The sequence below is a fragment of the Moorena sp. SIO3A2 genome (assembly GCF_010672265.1).
Classification (GTDB): domain Bacteria; phylum Cyanobacteriota; class Cyanobacteriia; order Cyanobacteriales; family Coleofasciculaceae; genus Moorena; species Moorena producens.
Genome location: NZ_JAAHHC010000030.1, coordinates 59,468 through 80,091, shown reverse-complemented (window position 1 = coordinate 80,091; position 20,624 = coordinate 59,468). Strand labels below are relative to the sequence as shown.

Sequence of the window (20,624 nt, the reverse complement as noted above, 5' to 3'; positions counted from 1 at the left end):
TGGCCAAAGTTGTCTAATCATTAATACTGATTTGAACCAAAATGCTTTTGCCCACCCTACCACCTACCACCTTGACAGTAGGGTGGCCAAAGTTGTCTAATCATTAATACTGATTTGAACCAAAATGTTTTTGCCCACCCTACCTTGACAGTAGGGTGGGCAAAGTTGTCTAATCATTAATACTGATTTCAACCAAAATGTTTTTGCCCACCCTACCACCTACCACCTTGACAGTAGGGTGGGCAAAGTTGTCTAATCATTAATACTGATTTCAACCAAAATGTTTTTGCCCACCCTACCTTGACAGTCAAGAATCTACTCTACACTCGACATTGAAATTGAATTCCTCGGCACTACCACCAATGCCAATGCCAGTTTCAAATATCTCGGCATTAGTTAAGGTAACTTTGTTCATGACAGCTCCAGACACATCGGTGTCGTAAAGCTTGGCCGCTGTCAAATTCACTTGGTTGAGATTAGCACAGTTTAAACTAGCGTTGGTGACAAAGGCTTGGGTTAAGTTAGCCCCGTTTAAGTTGGCACCAGTCAGGTCAGCACCTTCTAGGTTGGCTTCAATTAAGATTGCTCCTTGCAGGTTAGCATTCCTCAAATCAGCCCCAAGTAGATGTGCACCCGATAGATCCGCTCCTTTTAAATTACACCCTGGACATTCACCAGTTGAAAGCAACTGTTGCACCTGGTCTGGGTTTTCAGCTACGGCTGAACCGGTGAAGAACAGAGAAGCGACTAAAGTTAGCGTTGCCAAAATATTGAATTTCATTTTTGGCCTCCCTAGAAGTTAAATCATCAGGATGTATTTGTTCATCCCAATTTCATTATAACCGATTAGTGGTGCGGGATTATAATGATGATTTGTTAAGGTTAGTTATGGAATTAATCCTTAAATTGCTGAGTTTGTTAAGAAAAGACACACAATTGTGAAAGTTAAGGGATTATGGTGCTAAGAGATTAAGCGATCGCCTAGTCCCACTCTTTGTCCAACTTGGAGCGTGGTCACGTTCTCTCCCAATGCGGCCACGGTACCAACGACCTCGTGACCTGGTACAAAGGGATACTGAGTTAGTCCCCACTCGTTATCCAACATACTCACGTCCCTGTGGCAAATACCACAGTATTCCACATTGATTTCTACTTCCTCTTCCCCCAAAACCCCTGGGTCGTATTCAAAAGGCTTCAGTTCTCCACCAGGTTCGTGGGCTGCGTAGGCTCGAATCATTGTTTGAATTTATGGTGTGAATTTATGTCTTCATTTATAACAGTTTTAACTTTGAGTGAGGGAGTAGGGAGTCGGGAGTAGGGAGTCGGGAGTCGGGAGTAGGGAGTCGGGAATCGGGAGTCGGGAGTAGCGCTTTTTAGAGGTTGTCTGAAAAGTCTCATTTGCTACATCCAAGCCCCCGTTGGTCCCCCAATTTTGGGGGACTTCTACCAGCAAATTGATTCTTGTTCCCCCCAGAATTGGGGGGCTAGGGGGGCAAAATTCAGTATCAAAAAACTTGGGAGATATCCTCTTACATCAATCCTATGTTTACATCTCAACTAAAAAGGCTATATGAAGTAAAGTCTTTTTTGACGCTGATTGCCTGAAAAATATCTTGATTATTCCTTTTTAATAAATGCTTTTTTGAGTTATTTTTCATTACAAAAAACTAATTTAGAATGTAATTAATATCAATTTAAATCCTAAAATAATCAAATATTATTACTTTGATATCTTCCCGATTCCCGATTCCCGATTCCCGATTCCCGATTCCCGATTCCCGATTCCCGATTCCCGATTCCCGATTCCCGATTCCCGATTCCCGATTCCCGATTCCCGATTCCCGATTCCCGATTCCCGATTCCCCATTCCCGATTCCCTGCTCCCTGCTACCTGTTATTGTAAATTTTCAGTAAAGTCTTTGTAAAGAATTTGTAAATTAATCCAACTGCAATATATTTCCTGGAATAATCAGCTTGTAGGGTGGGCAAAAACAGTTTGATTGTTTTAAGTACTCACGAAATCATAACTTTGCCCACCCTACTGAAATAATCAGAAAACTCGATAGCTGATTAGACATCTCCAGAAACTCGGTTTTGACCCAGGCAGTGCAAGGGTTTGAGGTTAATTTTTGGAGATGTCTATTGATTAAAATGAAACCTCCGATTTCCCGACTGGTGCCAGCAACTAGCGTTTTGCTGTATTCTCTAGTGGCTGCAACTACGGCATTAGGGCAAATCACCCCAGATAATACCCTAGGGAATGAAAGCTCTGTGGTAACCCCCAATGTGACTGTTAACGGTGCCCTGGCAGATTTAATTGAAGGTGGCGCGATTAGAGACAGTAATCTTTTCCACAGCTTCTCAGATTTTAATGTGGCGGAGTTCGGGCGAGTTTATTTTGCTAATCCAGGGGGAATTGATAACATCTTAAGTCGGGTAACTGGAGGTAATGTTTCCAATATTTTGGGGACTCTGGGAGTATTGGGAAATGCTAACTTATTTTTGATAAATCCCAACGGTATTTTCTTTGGTCCTAATAGCAGACTGGATGTGGGAGGTTCATTTTTTGGAAGTACTGCTGATAGTGTGTTGTTTGACAATAGTTTTAAATTCAGCGCCACCAACCCAGATGCTCCACCTCTGTTAACGATTAAGGGGCCTCTTGGTTTGCAATATGGTTCTAATCCAGGGACTATTACTAATCAGTTGAGTTTCTTACGGGTACCAGATGGTCAAACCTTAGGGCTGATTGGTGGTGATGTGAATATTCCTGGTGGCTTTAATATTGCATTGGATGGACGGATTGAGCTGGGGGGTGTTGGTGCTAATGGTGTGGTGAAATTGATACCAACGGATAGTACTTTTAGGTTGGATTATTCAGGAGTTGAACAATTTCAGGATATTAGTTTGTCGGAGGGGGCATTAGTTGATACTAGTGGCATTGGTGGTGGCAGTATCCAGGTGCAGGGGAGTAATGTTAGTTTACGCGATCGCTCTTTTATTTTTGCGAATACCCTGGGCAGCCAGAATGGCGGTGGGATAGTGGTTAAGGCTTCTCAGCTCAGTCTTGAGGGTGGTTCTAGGATAACTGCGGATGTAACTGGCTCAGGACAGGGAGGAGATTTGACAGTGGATGCCTCTGAATCTGTTCGAGTGGTTGGTGTATCGGCTGATGGTACTTTCAGCACTTTAAGAGCCCAAGTTTTTGCAAGAGGAACAGGAAATGGGGGAGATGTCAGTATTACCACTGGGGAGTTAATGGTCTCTGATGGAGCAAGAGTTTCAGCTAACACAGGAGGTGAAGGGGATAGCGGAGATTTGACTGTGGATGCCTCCTCTAGTGTTCAAGTGATTGGTACCTCAGCCAATGGTCAGCCCAGCGCCTTGCTTGCTGTAACTATTGGGACAGGAAAAGCGGGAGAAATACGTATTACGACTGGGGAGTTTATCGTCTCTGATGGAGCAGGAGTTTCAGCTGGCACAAGCGGTGAAGGGGACGGGGGAGATTTGACTGTAAATGCCTCCTCTACTATCCAACTAATTGGTAGATCAGGCGATGGTTTGATTGGCAGCGGCTTGTTTGCTCAAACTTTTGGGACAGGAAATGGGGGAGATGTGAATATTACCACTGGGCAGTTAATGGTCTCTGATGGAGCACAAGTTGGTGTTGGCACTTTTGGTCAAGGGAACGGGGGAACCTTGAGTGTGGATGCCTCCTCTACGGTTCAACTGATTGGTACCTCAGCCGATGGTCAGATTTCCAGCGGCTTGTTTGCTCAAGCTAATCGGGAATCAACAGGAAATGGGGGAGAGTTGAATATTACCACTGGTCAGTTAATAGTCTCTGATGGAGCACAAGTTGGTGTTAGCACTTTTAGTGAAGGGGACGGCGGAAACTTGAGTGTAAATGCCTCTTCTACTGTTCAACTAATTGGTAGGTCAGCCGATGGTGAGTTGCCCAGTGGCCTGTTTGTTGAAGCTGATCGAGAAGCAACAGGAGATGCCGGAAATTTGAATATTACCACTGACAAGTTAATAATCTCTGATGGAGCAGAAGTTAGCGCTAGAAGCATTAACAAGGATAGTTCAGCAGGCACGGTAAAAATTAATGCCAACTCCATCTTCCTAGACAACAAAGGAATCATCTCAGCAGAAACAGCAGGAGACAAAGGCAATATTATCTTGGACGCTCGTGACATCCGACTCCTCGACGAAAGCAACATTAATACTAACGCCCAGAATACCGATGGGGGCAATATAACTATTGATACTGATACCCTAGTCGGTCTAGGAAATAGCGACATCACCGCCAATGCTGAAGAAGGCCCAGGAGGTAGTGTTACCATTAATGCCCAAGGCATCTTTGGCTTAGAGTTTCGAGACCGTCTCACTCCAGACAATGACATCACCGCCACCTCCACCCTTGGCCCATCCTTCAACGGTGACGTAATCATCAACATCTCCCAGGTAGACCCCACCTCAGGCTTAAACGAATTGCCAGGAATCCTGGTGGATGCAGAAGCGATCCTGGCCAATGACCTTTGTGGCTTTGAGAATGATCGGATTGCTGGGGGCAGTTCCTTTACCATTATCGGAAAAGGCGGTTTACCACCGACTCCAGAGGATCCAGTGATTAATGCCCACAGAACAGTCAGGTGGAGAACTCGTCCTAGGTTAGCCAGCAACAGACAACCATTACAAGCCCAAGCATCCGTTAGACCCCGTCAAGACAAAAAAGTGATTATCGAAGCCCAAGGCTGGGTAATAGCAAAGGATGGCACGATTATTCTGACGGCGCAACCATTTCAGGGGACTCCTGTGGAGCAGATATTGCCCAATCTTGATTGTCATTCGGGAAGGGGGAATAGGGAACAGGGAACAGGGAATAGGGAATAGGGAGTAGGGAGTAGGGAAGAGTAATATATAGCAATTCTCTTTCCCATGAGGTACAAAGGGATCCCCCTAAATCCCCCTTAAAAAGGGGGACTTTGAGATTGATAAGTGTACCTCCTACATGCAATAAAACCTATATAATTTTTATTTAAGTTGTGAACATACTCTCTTAAAGAAAGGCAAGAGGCAAGAGTTAATAAACTATTATTATAGTACTATTCCCGATTCTAAATTCTAAATTCTAAATTCTAAATTCTAAATTTTAAATTCTAAATTCTAAATTCCCTTAATTATTATGAAAAAACTATCATTTATAATTGCTATCGCATTAACCTGCTTCCTACCATCCGGGAAAGCCTTATCAAACTCTGTTGTCATCACACCCAATTCCCGACTCCCGACTCCCGATTCCCGATTCCCGATTCCCGATTCCCGATTCCCGTTCCCCTCCTGGGAGGGGTTAGGGGTGGGTTCCGATTCCCGATTCCCGATTCCCGATTCCCCAGACCAACAAGCCCAACACCTCTATGAAACCGGGCAATATCAAAAAGCGATACCCTTGTTGGAGCAAATTATTACTAACTACAGCAACAGTGGGGATATTGTTGGTGAAATTAATTCCTTAGTCAATCTCGCCTTAGTTTATCAAACCTTGGGAGACCTAGACCAAGCTCAAGAAACCCTATCCCAGAGTTTTACTAAACTATCACAACTTCCTAATACTAAGGAACGTCAACAATTAAGAGCCCAAACTTTAGAAGTCCAAGGACAAATATACTTATCTCTAGGTCAGGGGTCAAAAGCCTTATCAATTTGGCAGGAAACTAGTGCTATCTATCAAGATATCGGAGATTTAACTAGATTAACAGAAAGTCAGATTTACCAAGTCCAAGCCTTGCGAGTATTAGGATTATATCATCAAGCCACTAAAACCTTAACTCAAATCCAGGAAACTCTCGAAAACCAACCCGATAGCGCCCTGAAAATTACCGCCCTCCAATACCTAGGTGATGTGCTGCGCCGAGTAGGAAAATTCAAAGAGTCTAAAGCAATTTTACAACAAAGTTTAGCGATAGCGGAAAACTTACGAGATCAGACCTTGATTGCTGATAATCTGATCAGTTTGGGCAATACCGCTAGATTAAAAGGAGACACAGCAGACGCTTTAGAGTTCTATCAACGGGTTGTGGAGGAATCTCCCTTAGCTGATATGAAAATTCAAGGGCAATTAAATCAACTGAGTATAGTGATAGCTCAACAAGAGTGGTCACAAGCCAGAGAATTATTGCCTGCTATCGACAATAGTTTAACTAAATTATCTCCCAGTAAAGCTGCAATTTATGCTAGAATTAATCTAGCTAAAACCCTATTAAAACCGACAACATCACAACTCACATCTCCCAAAGATATTGCTACTTATCTCGCTGATGCTATTAAGCTAGCTAGGAATTTAGGAGATAAACGAGCGGAAGCGGAAGCGATCGGTAACTTGGGGACTTTATACGAATACAATCAACGTCTTGATGAAGCGGAAGACTTAACCGAAAAAGCGTTACTAATTTCTCAAGAAATCCAGGCTCCGGATTTAGCTTATCAATGGCAATGGCAACTGGGGAGAATTCTGAATCTAAAACAAGATAAGAAAAACGCGATTGCCGCCTATGCTCAATCGGTGCAAACCCTCAAATCTATTCGTAGCGACCTAGTCGCGATTAGTAGCGATATTCAATTTGGGTTTCGAGAAAGCGTCGAACCAGTCTACCGAGAATTAGTAGGACTACTGCTGGAACCGAATGCATCTCAAGAAAACCTCAAACAAGCACGAGATGTAATTGAATCCCTACAACTAGCAGAACTAGACAACTTCTTTCGGGATGCTTGTCTAGATGCTAAACCTGTTAATCTCGACGAAATAGACCCCAACGCCGCTATATTCTATACCATTATCTTGCCAGACCGCCTGGAAGTAATTGTCACTTTGCCCGGACAACCCCTGCGCCAGATTACTACTAACTTACCTCAACCAGAAATAGAACAACAACTGGCTTCGGTAAACATCAATATTATTAATTCTTGGCGAGGTCTGAGAAAGGACAACTTACAAACAATACACGACTGGTTAATCGGTCCGATTGAAGCGGAACTAGCCAAGAGTAACATCCGCACTCTAGTATTTATCCCCGACGGAGCCCTGCGCAATATTCCGATGTCCGTGCTTTATGACGGGGAACGCTATTCCATCGAGAAATACAGTATTGCGGTAGCACCTAGTTTACAACTAATCGACTCTCAACCTTTAGTCAGACAAAACGTTTCGGCTCTCACTGCTGGACTAACCGAAGCTCGTCCCCATCTTCCATTACCTCCACTTCCTGGGGTGAAGGTGGAATTAGAGAATATCAAGGGTCAAGTTCCCTCATTGATTTTACTCAATGAGTCCTTTACTGAATCCAACTTCAATACAGTAGTTAATAGCTCTGGTTACGAAATTGTTCATCTCGCCACTCATGGTCAAGTTAGTTCAGTAGCGGAAGAAACCTTTCTGCTGACCTGGGATGACGTGATCAATCTCAATGAGTTAAATACTCTGATCTCAGCGGATCAAAAGCAAGAAAATCCGATTGAATTACTCGTCCTCAGTGCTTGTACGACCGCCGTGGGAGACTCCCGAGCAGCGTTGGGATTAGCTGGTATCGCCGTGCGTGGGGGGGCACGCAGTACCATTGCCAGTCTCTGGACTGCGGACGATCTTGCTACTACAGAGTTAATGACTCGGTTCTATCAGAGGTTAGCCACAGGCCAGGTTACCAAGGCTGAAGCTTTGCGACAAGCTCAACTGGAGCTGTTGCAGAGCGAGGCATTTAATCACCCCATTTACTGGTCGGCTTTTATTTTGCTGGGAAATTGGTTGTGAAAAGTAGGGAGTAGGGGGTAGGGAGTAGGGAGTAGGGTGCGTTAATAACGCACCAAGCCAAGGATAAAGATGCTCTGGGGTGATATCTTTACAACAAGAAGGACAAGTCAACTTAGTAATTACCCAAGTAGTCAATGAATGGTAAATTCCCACTAACTGCATTATACAAGCGCAGATCTGCCGTGATGAACTTAGCTGCCATTGCCTCTGCTAAGGCTAGATAGAGGGCATCATAGACAGTCCGGTCAAAAACTGCTCCCAAACTATAGGCTCTGGGTAAAATAGATTCTGTCTCTACTGTTGGCAGAGATAGTGCTAGTAGGTGGGCAATGAGACTATTTCCCTCTTGCTCAGTAATCAAACCCACTCTTTGTCTTTTCCAGATGATATTTCCGACTTCTGCTAGGATCAGTTGTGGCGCAATCAAATCTACTCTGGATAACTCCCAATGTTTACGGACAGCCAGAGCCTGTTTGGTTAATGGCTCCACAAACAACCACTTAGCAACAACGCTACTATCAATCACCAACAGCATTAACGGCTCCGGTCCTGATTAATTTGCTCCACTGAATCAGGCATGACACCGACTCGGGTAAAGATTGTTTCTCTAGTGCGATCAATTGCTTCGAGAACCTGTGTTGAAGGTCGCTGGGAGAGTCCCACAGACCGCTCCAATAACACCAGAATCTGTTGATTCACAGAACGGCGTTCTCGGGCAGCCATTGCTTTGATTTTTTGGTAAAGCTCTTCAGGAATATCTCGTAGACTTAAATTGGTCATGGTTTTCCCTAATGTTTACACTATCATGATAGCATAGTAGTAGAAAACCAACCCATGGGAGTGGGATGCTCTTTCAGAGCCACTACGCGATCGCGCTCATCGTCTAACCTACGTTATAAGCATCCCGAAAGCCGAAAACCCCGTGTCTTTAGACCGGGTTAGAATTTACCGCAAGAATAGTGGAGCCAATGAGCGTCGGCAGGTTATGAGTAAAAGTTTGAAGGTTTTTGTAATAAGGCGACCCTATTCTAAGGTTTCGTCTCCGGGATGAAGGCTCGCAGTGGCAAAGCGCCACCCTTCAAGAAATATAGCAAAAATACTTTTCAAATTGCGCTAGGGCTGCTAGCATAATAATATACCAGAAGAGGTCGAATTCTGATGATTATACTTGAGTTTAAGGCATACGGAAACAAGTCACAGTATCAATCAATAGACGAAGCTATCCGAACTATGAAGTTCGTAAGAAATAGCTGCCTCCGCCTATGGATGGATAATAAAGGGTTGAACAAATACGACCTCAATAAATATTGCAAAACCTTGGCTAAAAATTTCCCGTTTGCCAATGAATTAAACTCAACGGCCAGACAGGCTGCGGCTGAGAGAGCATGGTCATCAATATCTCGTTTCTTTGATAACTGCAAAAAGAAAGTTCCTGGGAAAAAGGGTTTTCCTAATTTTCAGAAAAATTGCCGATCAGTTGAGTACAAGCAATCAGGGTGGAAGATATCCCCTGATCAGAAATCTATAACCTTCACTGACAAGAAGGGAATTGGAAAGCTTAAACTTAAAGGTACGTGGGACTTGTGGCGCTTTGATAAGAAGCAAATCAAACGAGTTCGCATAGTAAAAAGAGCTGATGGCTATTATGTTCAGTTCTGTGTTTCTGTCGAAGTAAAGGAACAATTAGTCCCTGCTGACGCGACTGTCGGTCTAGATGTAGGGCTAAAAGACTTTTACACTGATTCCAGAGGAAAAACTGAACCAAATCCCCGCTTTTACAGAACTGGGGAGAAAAGATTAAAATTTTACCAACGTCGGGTTTCCCGAAAAAAGAAAGGCTCAACCAATCGTAGAAAAGCGGTTAATAGGCTAGGTAGGCAACACCTTAAAATAAGTAGGCAACGTGAAGAACATGCCAAGAGACTGGTTAGAAGTTACCGCAAGAAGAGTGCAGCCTTTATAGTTGGTAGGCTATGCATCAAAGGTGGCAGGTTTTGTTGTAAGGCTGCACTCTTCTAAGGTTTCGTCTCCGGCACGTTGCGTAGTTCGGTCTAACGACTTGATAGCTTACGAAGATTTAAGGGTCAAAAACCTGGTTAAAAACCACTGTCTTGCTAAGTCTATTAACGATGCAGGTTGGTATCAGTTTAGGAAATGGTTAGAACACTTCGGAACTAAATTCGGTAGAGTTACCGTAGCAGTAAACCCTGCCTATACTAGTCAGAATTGTTCGGGCTGCGGAGAGGTAGTAAAGAAATCACTATCTACTAGGACTCATACCTGTCGTTGTGGCTGTGAATTAGACCGTGACCACAATGCCGCAATCAACATCCTAAACAGAGCCTTGGGTACGGTGGGGCACACCGGAACCTGGATCATTGATTCGAACGCTTCAGGAGATTTGGCCTCTACTGTTCTTGGCTTCGGCCAGGCTCAGCAAGTCGAGTCAATGATTGAAGAATCCCCGCGTCTTTAGACCGGGGAGTGTCAAGGGCAGTATCTCAATATATAGCACTATAGCGCTTTTTATCCTCATGAGGTACACATATTTTTTTACCTCTTCCCTCTTCCCTCTTCCCATATCCGCTGCTCCCTGCTCCCTGCTCCCTGCCTCATAAGGGTAGGTTTTTTACATGACAGGTCAAACAGGGAGTGTGGGAAGTGTGGGAGGTGTGGGAAGTGTGGGGGGAGAAGCTCAAGTAAACAGAAAAGCACAGAAAAAAATAGAAAATAATATAAACAATCAGAAGAGAACAGAAGAGAACAGAAGAGAAGAAGTGGTTATTTTTTTTGTGTAAGGGCGATTGGGTCAGATCTGATCGAAGGGTTTATGGGGAGATGAGGAGATGGAAAGAATTATCCCGGAAATTATTGTATAATATAATACATAGTTTTCGGAATTTCTACGTAATTAAAGTACCTACTCGCTCATTTGTAAAAAACCTACCCTTGTAAGCTGCTCCCTGCTCCCTAAAACCAAAAAAATTGTACCTTACTAGATTAAAAACCGCTATACACATTAAGGTTAGGACATTCCTAAATTGCGAAACGTAAGTCTAAGCTGACTTCTGACTTCTGACTTCTGACTTCTGACTTGCGCGTAGGTCAATGTAGTGTAAAAAAAATCCCAATTAAAGTAGGGTGGGCAAAGTAATATTATCTAGAATACTCATTTGAACCAAACTGTTTTTGCCCACCCTACAAGCCTGTTCCCTTTGCTAGAGTATCTCAATATATCACTTCGGCTTTGTAAGCATCACGCGCCAAAAAACAAAAGCAATTAAAGATGTATAACCTAATACTGTTAGCCACTCCTGCAAAGTGCCGATACCAAATAAAACTGTGTTATCCATAAATACAAAAGTATTGAATATAAAATTTAGTTAACCATTCAGCCGTCAGCTGTCAGCCGTCAGCTGATAATAAACCCAGCGTAGCGTGCTTATCGCACAAACGGAATAATTTAATAGTTCGAGATTAATCATAATTTAAAGTCTGGATAAAAGCCCATCAAAGCATATACTGATAGCTGATAGCTGATAACTGATAGCTTACAAATTTAGCGCAATTCTCTTCCGAAGGGAAATAGAGACAGGGGAATTAATTTAAAATGCTGTTGGGCAAAGGGAATACCAATAATCGTAATGGCTAAAATTAGCCCTGATACCAAATGAGCCACAGCAATCTCCCAGCCAAAAGCGATCAACCAGATAATGTTAAAAATCATATTGAGGAGGCTACCAGCCTCTGAAGTTTCCTCAATTGTTCTGCCAAATGGTGCCAGAGTAGCGATGCCCAACTTTATAGCCTGTATTCCAAAGGGGATGCCAATAATAGTCAGACAAATCCCTAATCCACCGATAATGTAACCGGCACCAACAACTAAACCGCCGAAAATTAACCAGATAATGTTTCCTAAAAGGCTCATGACTCTATTTTATTAATTCCCTTGGTGCTACTTAACTATACCAGTTAATGGGATAAAGGACTTCGTCCTAGGTTTGAGGGAGTAGGGAGTAGGGAGTAGGGAGTAGGGAATAGGGGTAATAAAATTAAATGGTCTAATCCTGAAACATCACAGCAAAAAGCTCAGAGCAAACAGTGATCAGTCAACGTCACAGGGCTTTTGCTGTTGCTCTTCCAAAAACAGCTCTACAGCCCGATTAAACTCTTCCGGCTCTACTAAAAATGGCCAATGATTCCCATAAACTTGACGAATAGTTAGATTTTTGAGATAAGTTTTATAGGGTTTTAGCTGTCCATCGGAGCGATTAAGACCATTTTCTGGTACTATCAATACCGTAGGAATATCAATGATTTCCGTTAGTCCTGCTACGCGCATCACGTCTTCAAAAATCTCATTTCTGGCCTGAACCACAAATTTACTGCCCCAACTGCCATCAGGTTTAGGTTCAATGCTGGCTTGAAAGACGTTTTGCTGAAAGGGACTCCAGCCCCGGTATTGTTTTAATTGTTTAGCTTGTGCTTCCGCTTGCTCATAACTGACAAAGGGTCCCATAGCTTTTACAAAAGGCAAGACACGGAACAGTATGGGAAACAGAACCTTAAACCACATCGGAATTTTCCCGATGAAAAAGGGATCCACCAAAATTAGGCTGCGTAATCGCGATGGATTTTGCTTAGCCCAGATCGGAACTAATTTACCAGTCCAGGAGTGACCGAGGATATGAGCACTAGACCATCCTAGGTGATCCATTAAGGCTTCTAAATCCGCGATGTGATCATCAAAGGTATAGCCAAGATCCGGCTTGCTACTTTCCCCATGACCGCGCAGATCTGGAGCAACGATATGATACTTTGGGGCAAGGTAATCCCCGAGGCTAGACCACACTAGGGCATGGTCTGCTAATCCATGTAAGAGTAACAAGGGAGTTTGGCCTTGGTTCCATTCTAGGTAAGACAGTTGGATCTTTGGTAAGTCTAAGGTTTGACGTATGGGCATGATGGGATGATTGCGATTAAGCCATGGTACAGGCTTTCTTATTAGGTAAGCATTCAGCCGTCAGCTATCAGCGAACAGCGATTAGCGCTACGCGCACGCTACTTGAGCTGCTATCAGGCGCTTTAACTGCACGGGATCGGATGAGTAAAACCAGCAGGGATTTTCAACCAGTCGTACCAGCACCCCCTAGTTTGTTTACTACCTTCCGTTGATTAGCTGACGGCTGACAGCTGATAGCTGAATGCTTACCTTATTAGCTTCTTGTTCCGCTTTTAATTTTCGTAATCTAACTATACCTGGAGGAGGGTTTAGTTCTTGAGCTTTATGTTGCTGATGACTCCATTCCAGCCAGTCATAAATATATTGGCTGACAACTTCTTTGTTATTTAAGTAGTAAAGAATTGTAGCATAAACTTGTTCTAAGGTAATGGTGTAAAAACAGTTAAGAATTTCTTCTGGAGTACGATTACGATAAATGTACTCATACAGCACATTTTCAATGCCCACTCGGGTTCCTTTGATGCGAATATCATCAGGAGCCATAAAATCAAAATAGTCTTCTATTTTCATCAGTTCAATAATTGATAATTGATAATTTAAAAAGGACTGTTGATCCGGATTCCCCTCAAAGTACTGACAGGGTCCGCAATCGATTCAGCGCTGCTGCTAATTCCAAGGGGCGGAATTGAACTAAATCCCCTTCAGGAAAGAACGTTAGTACATCGAATCCTTCTTCTTCAATATCCCTCATCACCAGAGCTAAAATTTCCGATAGGGTCAACCGTTCATCGATATAATGCTCTTTAGCATAAACAAGAGCTTTGGAAATTGCTCTTAACTGACCTACTTCTACAATCTGCTCAACAGCAGATAAATCAATATTTTCTGCACCAAACCCTACTTCATCTACATCTCGGACTTTCAATTTTACGGCTTTGCGTCCACGACTGGGGTCAATCCCATGGGCTAATGGTACTCGTGGGGTAATAGTGCCAAAGTGTTTCCCGCCTTCAGCGCTGCGTTCGGTAAAGTATTTTTCGGCAATTAACTGAGCCTTTTCCGTGACATCCTGGGGTTGGAAGTTGTCCATGGCAATGACCGTATCGGCTACATCAAAGTAATCTCCACTGCCTCCCATGACTAATATAGTAGAGACACCATACTCGGTATAGAGCTGTTGGACTTTATCAATAAATGGTGTAATCGGTTCTTTATCTTTAGCAATCAGCTCCTGCATACGGCGATCGCGAATCATAAAGTTAGTTGCTGCTGTGTCTTCGTCTACCAACAGTAACTCGGTACCGGCCTCCAGTGCTTCCATAATATTTGCGGCCTGGGAGGTGCTACCACTAGCATTGGTGGTGGAAAATTTTTCAGTGGAGCGACCTTGAGGTAATTGATTAATAAATGGGGAAATATCTACACCAGAAATCCCCCGACCATCTTCAGCCCGAATCTTGACGGCGGTGGGATTGGTGACTACTAATTCCCGTCCATCTCCAGGAATATGATTGTAAACTCCTAATTCAATGGCTTTGAGCACTGTGGACTTGCCATGATAGCCACCTCCTACAATCAAGGTGATCCCTTCTGGGATTCCCATACCGGTAATTAATCCTCGATTGGGACAAGTGAATGCGACTTGAAGTGTCTTGGGAGATTGAAATGCGATCGCATCCTCTTGTAATGGTTTGTCATCCACCCCACTGGAGCGTGGCAAAATAGCACCGTTAGGAATAAAGGCAACTAATTCACGGGGTCCGAGCTGTTGACGCAGCCAATCGGCATCTTCCACTGTTTCTACATGATGCTTAATCTCAGCTGGATCGAGGACTTCATACTTGATGGATTGGTCAATAATATCAGGGATATCTTGGCATAGCATTTCTGCGGCCTGACGCCCAGAAATCCGACGACCACGAGCTGGTAATCCTACCACAAACCGGATTTCTACCCCTTGATCACTAACCAAAGCGGAGGTGCGCTCCAGCACGGATTGTCCGACACGGGTAATGGCAATCAAGCCACTATTCCCAGTACCCCGCCGACAGCTCATTTCCCCAGCTACCCAATCAAATGAGCGAGTTAGATAATCTTCTAGGGCAATGGCTCGGCTGTCAGTTCGATAAAGCTCACTGGGGAAACCAGCCACTGACTGGGGTAAGTACACGCGCACTTGGCTAGGAGAGGCAAAGGGGTCTCCCTGAACCCTGTCAATCACTAGAGTGAAATCTGGAAACTGATAGCTGCCCTTGATATCTCTGTAGGATTTGTAGCTGCGGTCATCGAGTTGTAGGAGTAAAGACTCCAATTGATTGCTAGTGGCCATAATTGCAAGCAGAAAATTGCTTGTTAATTGTCAATGGTTACTACCAACTTGTCAATTAACAAGGGATTAATGACTGTTGACTGTTGACTGTTGAGTACCCTGATGACTATTGAGTAATGACTTAAGCTATCAGCTATCAGCTATCAGCTATTAGCTATCAGCTATCAGCTATCAGCTATCAGCTATCAGCTATCAGCTATCAGCTATTAGCTATCAGCTATCAGCTATTAGCTATTAGCTTATGGGCTACGCCCACGCTGTCTTGATTCAGTCGCTACTTGAGGTGCTTTTGAATATAACAGGTAACTATCTGTTTAATGTGACTTCCGTCTGCATACTTGATAACTGACCACTGACCGCTGACCACTGACCGCTGACCGCTGACCGCTGACGTTTACTAACTTGACTGCTCTGAGAGATTTACTAGACTTAATTCTTGCAGTGATTTTTCCAGAGCAGCAGTTTCCCAATAGAGCTTAATTGCTCCATGGAAGTTAGGATTTACTGTAATATCGTCTATAGTATAGACGTTAACAAATCCGAATTGAATTGCTTTTATAACAGCCTTTCTGGGAATCAATTCAACATATTTTTTCAAGTAACCAGCACTTATATTCAGCGATACATCAATGCGATGATAATTACCCACATTCACAAACCCAAACATCTTAATATCAATTTCAGATTGTTCATGGAAAACGGCTTGTTGTAGGGTTAAAGCACCAGCTTCAATCAGTTCTTCCATTTGGCCGGCGTCTGCCAAGTTTTGCCTAAATAATCCCAGCAGCTTCCCTAAAGTAGCCTCATCTTGATCCTTAAGTACGACTTCTAAGTCTATTCCCAGCTTCTCTTCATTTACAGAGTTTTTGATCAATGCGATCGCACCTTCTCTGAATCCCTGATCTTGTGTTGGAGGATTCTGTCTCAACCCCTGATCTTGTGGTGGTGGATTCTGGTTGAACAGTAAGCTGGGTTGCTCACCACTTTGTTGACTGCTATCATATCTATCAATTAAGCCAAACTTAAGTAATAGTTTGTCAATACCTAAAATTTGCTTTTGGGCAGCTTGCCATAGCATTGTTCTGAGGTTAGTCCTAAATTCCCCGATCGGATTTAATAACCACCAAGCTTTACGAGACAGAGACTTTTTGGAAAGATGATTCCCCTTATTCCATTGATTTTTCAGCTCCTGATCGCTAAGGTAACGGGACTGAAACGGTAAGGACGAGTCGGGAATAGAGATTAGTAGTTTTCCGCCCTCATAGGTTAAGCCAGGGGTAAAAATTTTATCTATTTTAATTTCAATCTCATGGAGTTGGAAGATACTGGTGGGTTGACCGAGGATGCTGATTTGAAAATATTGAAGAAATTCTCCTACTGCCTCCATTTGTTGTAAGGCCAACTTTTTTACTGACTTAAAGGGAATATTTTTACCGATTTTTACAGATATATTGTAAACCTGATCCAATGGTATAATGTTGCTAATCGAAATTTTACGACGTTGCAAGCAGTCTATTACTTCCCGGTCATGGTGTTTAAAAATATTGGCAGCATTCTCCTGAAAAAAAAATCGATACTCTTCGTTGTTTGCTGTTATAGTGCGGTTAGGAGTCATATCAAACCCTGGTCCTTAATGACTTGTTAATTGAAAATTTACGATTGAGACTTGTGACTTGAGACTTGTTAATTTAAATTTGACCAACACTGAAGACTAATACGTATTACACCCGACAATATCTTACCTATTACAAGTGATATTATAGTTGATAATTTGATAATTGATAATTTTTGGTTAACGGTTGACAGTTGACGGTAATATACACGTAAGCTATCAGCTATCAGCTATCAGCTATCAGCTATCAGCGAACAGCGATTAGCGCTACGTAAGCATTCAGCCGTCAGCTATCAGCGAACAGCGATTAGCGCTACGCCCATGCTACCTGAACAGCTAAAGGTCTGTGGCCACGCTACACCGAACAGTTTATGCCCATAGCTTAGGCTACTAATGGTGCTTTTGAATAAAATAACCTGACGGCTGACGGCTGATAGCTGAATGCTTACGCACTACAGATGGTGCTACTTGAGTGGCCATTGGCCTGTGGCCACGCTACACCGAACAGCTTTTGAATAAAATAAGCTGACGGCTGACGGCTGACGGCTGTTGGCTTAGCCTGCGCGTAGCGCATATGCTTACATATACACTCAACTGTGAACAAAAAAGAGTTGCATCAAGACATGGTGATGGTTAAATGGGTATGGGCTTAAGACTGGACAGTGAGCATCAACTGGCAATTCAAAATCACGCAGAGAGCACCTATCCTGAAGAGTGCTGCGGTTTACTATTGGGTAAGCACCGGGGTGATGTGAAAACGCTGGTTGAGGTATTACCCACACCGAACAACTGGGATGCTGAAGCAGCTGATGCCTATCCTACGGTTGAGGGCAAACATCAGGGAGATTATAGCAGACAGCGCCGATTCAGCATTGCTCCTGAGGTGCTAATGCGGGCACAAAAAGACGCACGCGATCGCAATCTCGATATAATCGGGATCTATCACTCTCATCCGGATCACCCAGCGGTACCTTCAGAATTTGATCGTGCGATCGCTTGGCAGCAATACTCGTATATTATTGTTGCTGTTGAGGAAGGTAAAGCGTGTGACTTCAGAAGTTGGAGCCTGGATGAACACCACCAGTTCCAGCCAGAAGAAACTATCATTATCAAAGGTTAAGTCCTGAGTCTTACCGCTTCAAACCCAACATGCCATGTTAAATCCCAATCTAGATGAAATCCAATTAAGTAAAGACGAATACGAACGTTACTCCCGACACCTGATTTTGCCCGAAGTTGGCTTAGAAGGACAAAAACGTCTCAAAGCTGCCAGTGTCCTATGTATAGGTAGTGGTGGATTAGGTTCACCCCTATTGCTCTATCTTGCTGCTGCTGGAATTGGAAACCTAGGTCTAGTAGATTTCGATGTTGTAGATAGTTCTAATCTCCAACGTCAGGTAATTCACGGGACGTCGTGGGTAGGTAAACCCAAAATTCAGTCGGCCAAAGAGCGGATTCTAGAAATCAACCCTCACTGTCAGGTAGACCTCTACGAAACCCTGCTGAATTCCGAGAATGCCTTGGAAATCATGGCACCCTATGACATTATCGTCGATGGTACAGATAACTTTCCCACCCGTTACCTAGTCAATGATGCCTGTGTACTTCTGAATAAGCCAAACGTCTATGGCTCTATTTTCCGGTTTGAGGGACAGGCGACAGTGTTTAATTACGAAGGTGGTCCCAACTACCGCGACTTGTTCCCTGAGCCCCCACCACCAGGAATGGTACCTTCCTGTGCCGAAGGAGGAGTTTTGGGCATTCTGCCAGGAATTATTGGTGTGATCCAAGCAACGGAAACGGTCAAAATTATTTTAGGCAAGGGGGATACCCTCAGTGGACGTTTGTTGCTGTACAACTCTTTAAATATGACCTTCCGGGAATTGAAACTGCGACCGAATCCAGAACGACCGGTGATTGAGAAGTTGATTGACTATCAACAATTCTGTGGCATTCCCCAAGCTCAAGAAGAGGAAGCCAAACGCCAGATGGATATCAAAGAGATGAATGTCCAGGAGCTCAAGGAACTCATGGAAAGTGGTGCGGATGATTTTGTTTTGATTGATGTCCGCAATCCCCATGAGTATGATATTGCTAAGATTTCTGGCTCAGTGCTAGTGCCATTACCGGATATTGAACAAGGTTCTGGTGTAGCAAAAGTCAAGGAACTGGTTAATGGTCATCGCTTGATTGCCCATTGCAAAAAGGGAGGTCGCTCAGCGAAAGCCTTGGGAATTTTGAAAGAGGCTGGTATTGAAGGGATTAATGTTAAAGGGGGTATTACCGCCTGGAGTCAGGAAATTGATTCATCAGTACCGCAATATTAAATCAAGTATGAAGGATGAAACGGATCTATAGCTTTTCTTGCAGGCGTTGCTGATTATGGGTATGGTTTCGCCCCCCTAACCCCCCAATTCTGGGGGGAAAAAAACTCTAAAAGTCCCCCAAACTTGGGGGATTTAGGGGGCTTCAACAAAACCAGATGATCGCGCATTCATTCCTTAATTCAGCAACGCCTTCTTGCATTTATGAGGTACGCTTCTCAACTTAAAAGTCCCACTTTTTAAGGGAAACGGGGGATCGCTTTGTACCTCATAGCTATAAGACTTGCTATATTGGTTTATTCCTGATGCTTGATTTGATAGTTAAAAGTGATAGTTAAAAGTCATTAATCGTAGGGTGGGCAGTGCCTACCAACGCGCTTTGCAAGCTTCATTATCTGTCTGGTGCACTGCCCACCCTACATGAACTTTCGACTAAACCACAACTGGGTCTAAATGCTCGATGCGAGTACCTAAAACTTTGAGGAATTCTGCTAGCCACTGGGGATGAGCAGGCCAAGCAGGAGCTGTTACTAAATTACCGTCTACTATTGCTTGATCTACTGGGATGTCAGCATAGGTTCCACCAGCACGGGTAACATCGGGACCACAGGCTGGATAAGCGGAACATTTTTTACCCTGGATTACATCTGCTGCTGCCAACAATTGAGCACCATGACAAATTGCTGCGATTGGTTTGTTGGCTTGGGCAAAGTGCTGCACGATTTTGATCACATCTTGATTGAGGCGGATGTATTCTGGTGCTCGCCCCCCTGGAATCACTAGGGCATCATAATCTTCAGGATTGATCCCATCAAAAGTGGCATTGAGAGTGAAGTTGTGACCAGGCTTCTCCGTGTAAGTCTGGTCTCCTTCAAAGTCATGAACCGCTGTGCGAACAATGTCCCCAGCTTTTTTGTCAGGACAGACAGCATCAACGGTATGTCCTACCATCTGCAACCCTTGGAACGGAACCATCACTTCGTAGTCTTCTACAAAGTCACCTACGAGCATTAAGATTTGCTTTCCGGCCATGTTATTACTCCTGTGGTTTGAATCGGAATAGCTCTTGACCAATCTTAATGTATCAAGGTTCTGACGTTGTTCGCGTAGCGTGGCCTTTTGGCCAAGGTTGTCTGTCAGAATGTAGAATGTAGAATGCAGAATGTAGAATGTAGAATGCAGAATGCAGAATGCAGAATGCAGAATGTAGAATTCTTAATTCTTAATTCTTAATTCTTAATTCTTAATTCTTAATTCTTAATTCTTAATTCTTAATTCTTAATTCTTAATTCTACATTCTTAATTCAAAAATTGGGATTTAGTGCTCCAACCAAACCGCTAAATCTGTTACTGTCTCAAAATCCAACAACGCTTCACTCAATTCCTCCAATCGAGTAATCGATAATCCCTCAATCTGCTGTTGGAGCACAGGGTCAAGTAAACCTAACCTCAGGGTTAGCTGACGCATCACAATTAATACCGCTTCCTCCTGCTTTCCGCGCTGGAGTCCCTGCTGGAGTCCCTTTTGGACTCCCTTTTGGATAATATCTTGATAGGTGACTGATTCTTCCATAACTTCCTCCCTTAAC

General features: G+C 43.6%; 21 protein-coding genes and 1 pseudogene. 9 read left to right on the top strand and 13 right to left on the bottom strand.

Annotated features, from left to right (window positions below; translation table 11 throughout):
- Positions 1–307 precede the first annotated feature (307 nt).
- The 3 genes and pseudogenes from F6K64_RS26665 to F6K64_RS26655 all read right to left on the bottom strand — a co-directional run bounded on the left by F6K64_RS26665 (position 308) and on the right by F6K64_RS26655 (position 1,398).
- Complete coding sequence (locus F6K64_RS26665) at positions 308–781, bottom strand: pentapeptide repeat-containing protein (protein ID WP_008190303.1); 474 nt, start codon at positions 779–781, stop codon at positions 308–310.
- A gap of 198 nt (positions 782–979) precedes the next feature.
- A pseudogene (locus tag F6K64_RS26660) lies at positions 980–1,237 on the bottom strand (alcohol dehydrogenase catalytic domain-containing protein); the annotation flags it as partial.
- Positions 1,234–1,398, bottom strand: a complete 165-nt coding sequence (locus tag F6K64_RS26655) for a hypothetical protein (protein WP_287266828.1) — start codon at positions 1,396–1,398, stop codon at positions 1,234–1,236. The gene F6K64_RS26655 and the pseudogene F6K64_RS26660, both read right to left, overlap by 4 nt.
- Before the next feature lie 327 nt (positions 1,399–1,725).
- Here F6K64_RS26655 and F6K64_RS26650 point away from each other — a divergent pair, with 327 nt between their 5' ends.
- The 3 genes from F6K64_RS26650 to F6K64_RS26640 all read left to right on the top strand — a co-directional run bounded on the left by F6K64_RS26650 (position 1,726) and on the right by F6K64_RS26640 (position 7,807).
- Complete coding sequence (locus F6K64_RS26650) at positions 1,726–1,914, top strand: hypothetical protein (protein ID WP_287266826.1); 189 nt, start codon at positions 1,726–1,728, stop codon at positions 1,912–1,914.
- A 237-nt stretch (positions 1,915–2,151) separates the two neighbouring features.
- Positions 2,152–4,896: a two-partner secretion domain-containing protein gene (locus F6K64_RS26645; protein WP_287266825.1), complete on the top strand. Its 2,745-nt coding sequence runs from the start codon at positions 2,152–2,154 to the stop codon at positions 4,894–4,896.
- Positions 4,897–5,188: 292 nt separating this feature from the next.
- Positions 5,189–7,807, top strand: coding sequence for a CHAT domain-containing protein (locus tag F6K64_RS26640; RefSeq protein ID WP_287266824.1), 2,619 nt, complete (start codon positions 5,189–5,191; stop codon positions 7,805–7,807).
- Positions 7,808–7,919: 112 nt separating this feature from the next.
- On the opposite strand, the gene F6K64_RS26635 is transcribed toward F6K64_RS26640, so the two are convergent.
- Together F6K64_RS26635 and F6K64_RS26630 are read right to left on the bottom strand one after the other, a co-directional pair.
- Complete coding sequence (locus F6K64_RS26635) at positions 7,920–8,342, bottom strand: type II toxin-antitoxin system VapC family toxin (protein ID WP_008190319.1); 423 nt, start codon at positions 8,340–8,342, stop codon at positions 7,920–7,922.
- Positions 8,342–8,587, bottom strand: coding sequence for a FitA-like ribbon-helix-helix domain-containing protein (locus tag F6K64_RS26630; protein WP_008190321.1), 246 nt, complete (start codon positions 8,585–8,587; stop codon positions 8,342–8,344). The genes F6K64_RS26635 and F6K64_RS26630 overlap by 1 nt, the downstream gene beginning before the upstream one ends.
- A 378-nt stretch (positions 8,588–8,965) precedes the next feature.
- Between F6K64_RS26630 and F6K64_RS26625 the strand changes: the two genes are divergently transcribed.
- From F6K64_RS26625 to F6K64_RS26615, 3 genes are all read left to right on the top strand, one after another.
- Positions 8,966–9,826, top strand: coding sequence for an RNA-guided endonuclease InsQ/TnpB family protein (locus F6K64_RS26625; protein ID WP_008190322.1), 861 nt, complete (start codon positions 8,966–8,968; stop codon positions 9,824–9,826).
- On the top strand, positions 9,792–10,283 hold the full coding sequence (locus tag F6K64_RS26620; protein WP_075873596.1) for an RNA-guided endonuclease InsQ/TnpB family protein: 492 nt from the start codon (positions 9,792–9,794) through the stop codon (positions 10,281–10,283). The genes F6K64_RS26625 and F6K64_RS26620 overlap by 35 nt, the downstream gene beginning before the upstream one ends.
- 157 nt (positions 10,284–10,440) lie before the next feature.
- A complete protein-coding gene (locus F6K64_RS26615; RefSeq protein WP_008190324.1) occupies positions 10,441–10,605 on the top strand; it encodes a hypothetical protein in 165 nt (54 codons plus the stop codon).
- Positions 10,606–11,366: 761 nt separating this feature from the next.
- Here F6K64_RS26615 and F6K64_RS26610 read toward each other — a convergent pair.
- Together F6K64_RS26610 and F6K64_RS26605 are read right to left on the bottom strand one after the other, a co-directional pair.
- A complete protein-coding gene (locus tag F6K64_RS26610) occupies positions 11,367–11,735 on the bottom strand; it encodes a YccF domain-containing protein (RefSeq protein WP_008190325.1) in 369 nt (122 codons plus the stop codon).
- A gap of 177 nt (positions 11,736–11,912) precedes the next feature.
- On the bottom strand, positions 11,913–12,770 hold the full coding sequence (locus F6K64_RS26605) for an alpha/beta fold hydrolase (RefSeq protein WP_008190326.1): 858 nt from the start codon (positions 12,768–12,770) through the stop codon (positions 11,913–11,915).
- Positions 12,771–12,793: 23 nt separating this feature from the next.
- On the opposite strand from F6K64_RS26605, the gene F6K64_RS26600 reads away from it, so the two are divergent.
- Positions 12,794–12,982, top strand: a complete 189-nt coding sequence (locus F6K64_RS26600; protein ID WP_075873595.1) for a hypothetical protein — start codon at positions 12,794–12,796, stop codon at positions 12,980–12,982.
- Here the strand turns inward: F6K64_RS26600 and F6K64_RS26595 are convergent.
- The 4 genes from F6K64_RS26595 to F6K64_RS26580 all read right to left on the bottom strand — a co-directional run bounded on the left by F6K64_RS26595 (position 12,969) and on the right by F6K64_RS26580 (position 17,285).
- Positions 12,969–13,340 (bottom strand): DUF433 domain-containing protein, encoded by a 372-nt coding sequence (locus F6K64_RS26595; RefSeq protein ID WP_008190327.1) that lies wholly within the window; start codon positions 13,338–13,340, stop codon positions 12,969–12,971. The two genes, F6K64_RS26600 and F6K64_RS26595, sit on opposite strands and share 14 nt — an antisense overlap.
- A gap of 55 nt (positions 13,341–13,395) precedes the next feature.
- Complete coding sequence (locus tag F6K64_RS26590; RefSeq protein ID WP_008190329.1) at positions 13,396–15,099, bottom strand: ABC-ATPase domain-containing protein; 1,704 nt, start codon at positions 15,097–15,099, stop codon at positions 13,396–13,398.
- Positions 15,100–15,496: 397 nt separating this feature from the next.
- Complete coding sequence (locus F6K64_RS26585; RefSeq protein WP_287249548.1) at positions 15,497–16,714, bottom strand: hypothetical protein; 1,218 nt, start codon at positions 16,712–16,714, stop codon at positions 15,497–15,499.
- Between the two features lie 442 nt (positions 16,715–17,156).
- Positions 17,157–17,285: a hypothetical protein gene (locus F6K64_RS26580; protein WP_267872113.1), complete on the bottom strand. Its 129-nt coding sequence runs from the start codon at positions 17,283–17,285 to the stop codon at positions 17,157–17,159.
- 63 nt (positions 17,286–17,348) lie between these two features.
- Between F6K64_RS26580 and F6K64_RS26575 the strand changes: the two genes are divergently transcribed.
- Together F6K64_RS26575 and moeB are read left to right on the top strand one after the other, a co-directional pair.
- On the top strand, positions 17,349–17,831 hold the full coding sequence (locus F6K64_RS26575; protein ID WP_008190332.1) for a M67 family metallopeptidase: 483 nt from the start codon (positions 17,349–17,351) through the stop codon (positions 17,829–17,831).
- 34 nt (positions 17,832–17,865) lie between these two features.
- Positions 17,866–19,038 carry a molybdopterin-synthase adenylyltransferase MoeB gene (gene moeB / locus F6K64_RS26570; protein ID WP_008190334.1) on the top strand — a complete coding sequence of 391 codons (1,173 nt, stop codon included), beginning with the start codon at positions 17,866–17,868 and terminating at the stop codon, positions 19,036–19,038.
- Between the two features lie 429 nt (positions 19,039–19,467).
- On the opposite strand, the gene F6K64_RS26565 is transcribed toward moeB, so the two are convergent.
- Positions 19,468–20,067, bottom strand: coding sequence for a DJ-1/PfpI family protein (locus F6K64_RS26565; protein ID WP_008190336.1), 600 nt, complete (start codon positions 20,065–20,067; stop codon positions 19,468–19,470).
- Between the two features lie 286 nt (positions 20,068–20,353).
- Positions 20,354–20,624 (bottom strand): DUF4351 domain-containing protein (locus F6K64_RS26560; protein WP_287266822.1); only part of this gene is annotated, 271 nt, incomplete at its 5' end.

Excerpts from the sequence above, each read along its gene's own strand:
- moeB (WP_008190334.1), top strand. The coding sequence starts at position 17,866 with ATGTTAAATCCCAATCTAGATGAAATCCAATTAAGTAAAGACGAATAC.
- F6K64_RS26635 (WP_008190319.1), bottom strand. The coding sequence starts at position 8,342 with ATGCTGTTGGTGATTGATAGTAGCGTTGTTGCTAAGTGGTTGTTTGTG.
- F6K64_RS26595 (WP_008190327.1), bottom strand. The coding sequence starts at position 13,340 with ATGAAAATAGAAGACTATTTTGATTTTATGGCTCCTGATGATATTCGC.
- F6K64_RS26625 (WP_008190322.1), top strand. The coding sequence starts at position 8,966 with ATGATTATACTTGAGTTTAAGGCATACGGAAACAAGTCACAGTATCAA.
- F6K64_RS26655 (WP_287266828.1), bottom strand. The coding sequence starts at position 1,398 with ATGAGACTTTTCAGACAACCTCTAAAAAGCGCTACTCCCGACTCCCGA.
- F6K64_RS26600 (WP_075873595.1), top strand. The coding sequence starts at position 12,794 with ATGGTACAGGCTTTCTTATTAGGTAAGCATTCAGCCGTCAGCTATCAG.
- F6K64_RS26605 (WP_008190326.1), bottom strand. The coding sequence starts at position 12,770 with ATGCCCATACGTCAAACCTTAGACTTACCAAAGATCCAACTGTCTTAC.
- F6K64_RS26590 (WP_008190329.1), bottom strand. The coding sequence starts at position 15,099 with ATGGCCACTAGCAATCAATTGGAGTCTTTACTCCTACAACTCGATGAC.
- F6K64_RS26630 (WP_008190321.1), bottom strand. The coding sequence starts at position 8,587 with ATGACCAATTTAAGTCTACGAGATATTCCTGAAGAGCTTTACCAAAAA.
- F6K64_RS26575 (WP_008190332.1), top strand. The coding sequence starts at position 17,349 with ATGGGTATGGGCTTAAGACTGGACAGTGAGCATCAACTGGCAATTCAA.
- F6K64_RS26615 (WP_008190324.1), top strand. The coding sequence starts at position 10,441 with ATGACAGGTCAAACAGGGAGTGTGGGAAGTGTGGGAGGTGTGGGAAGT.
- F6K64_RS26665 (WP_008190303.1), bottom strand. The coding sequence starts at position 781 with ATGAAATTCAATATTTTGGCAACGCTAACTTTAGTCGCTTCTCTGTTC.
- F6K64_RS26580 (WP_267872113.1), bottom strand. The coding sequence starts at position 17,285 with ATGCGCTACGCGCAGGCTAAGCCAACAGCCGTCAGCCGTCAGCCGTCA.
- F6K64_RS26585 (WP_287249548.1), bottom strand. The coding sequence starts at position 16,714 with ATGACTCCTAACCGCACTATAACAGCAAACAACGAAGAGTATCGATTT.
- F6K64_RS26610 (WP_008190325.1), bottom strand. The coding sequence starts at position 11,735 with ATGAGCCTTTTAGGAAACATTATCTGGTTAATTTTCGGCGGTTTAGTT.
- F6K64_RS26645 (WP_287266825.1), top strand. The coding sequence starts at position 2,152 with ATGAAACCTCCGATTTCCCGACTGGTGCCAGCAACTAGCGTTTTGCTG.
- F6K64_RS26565 (WP_008190336.1), bottom strand. The coding sequence starts at position 20,067 with ATGGCCGGAAAGCAAATCTTAATGCTCGTAGGTGACTTTGTAGAAGAC.
- F6K64_RS26640 (WP_287266824.1), top strand. The coding sequence starts at position 5,189 with ATGAAAAAACTATCATTTATAATTGCTATCGCATTAACCTGCTTCCTA.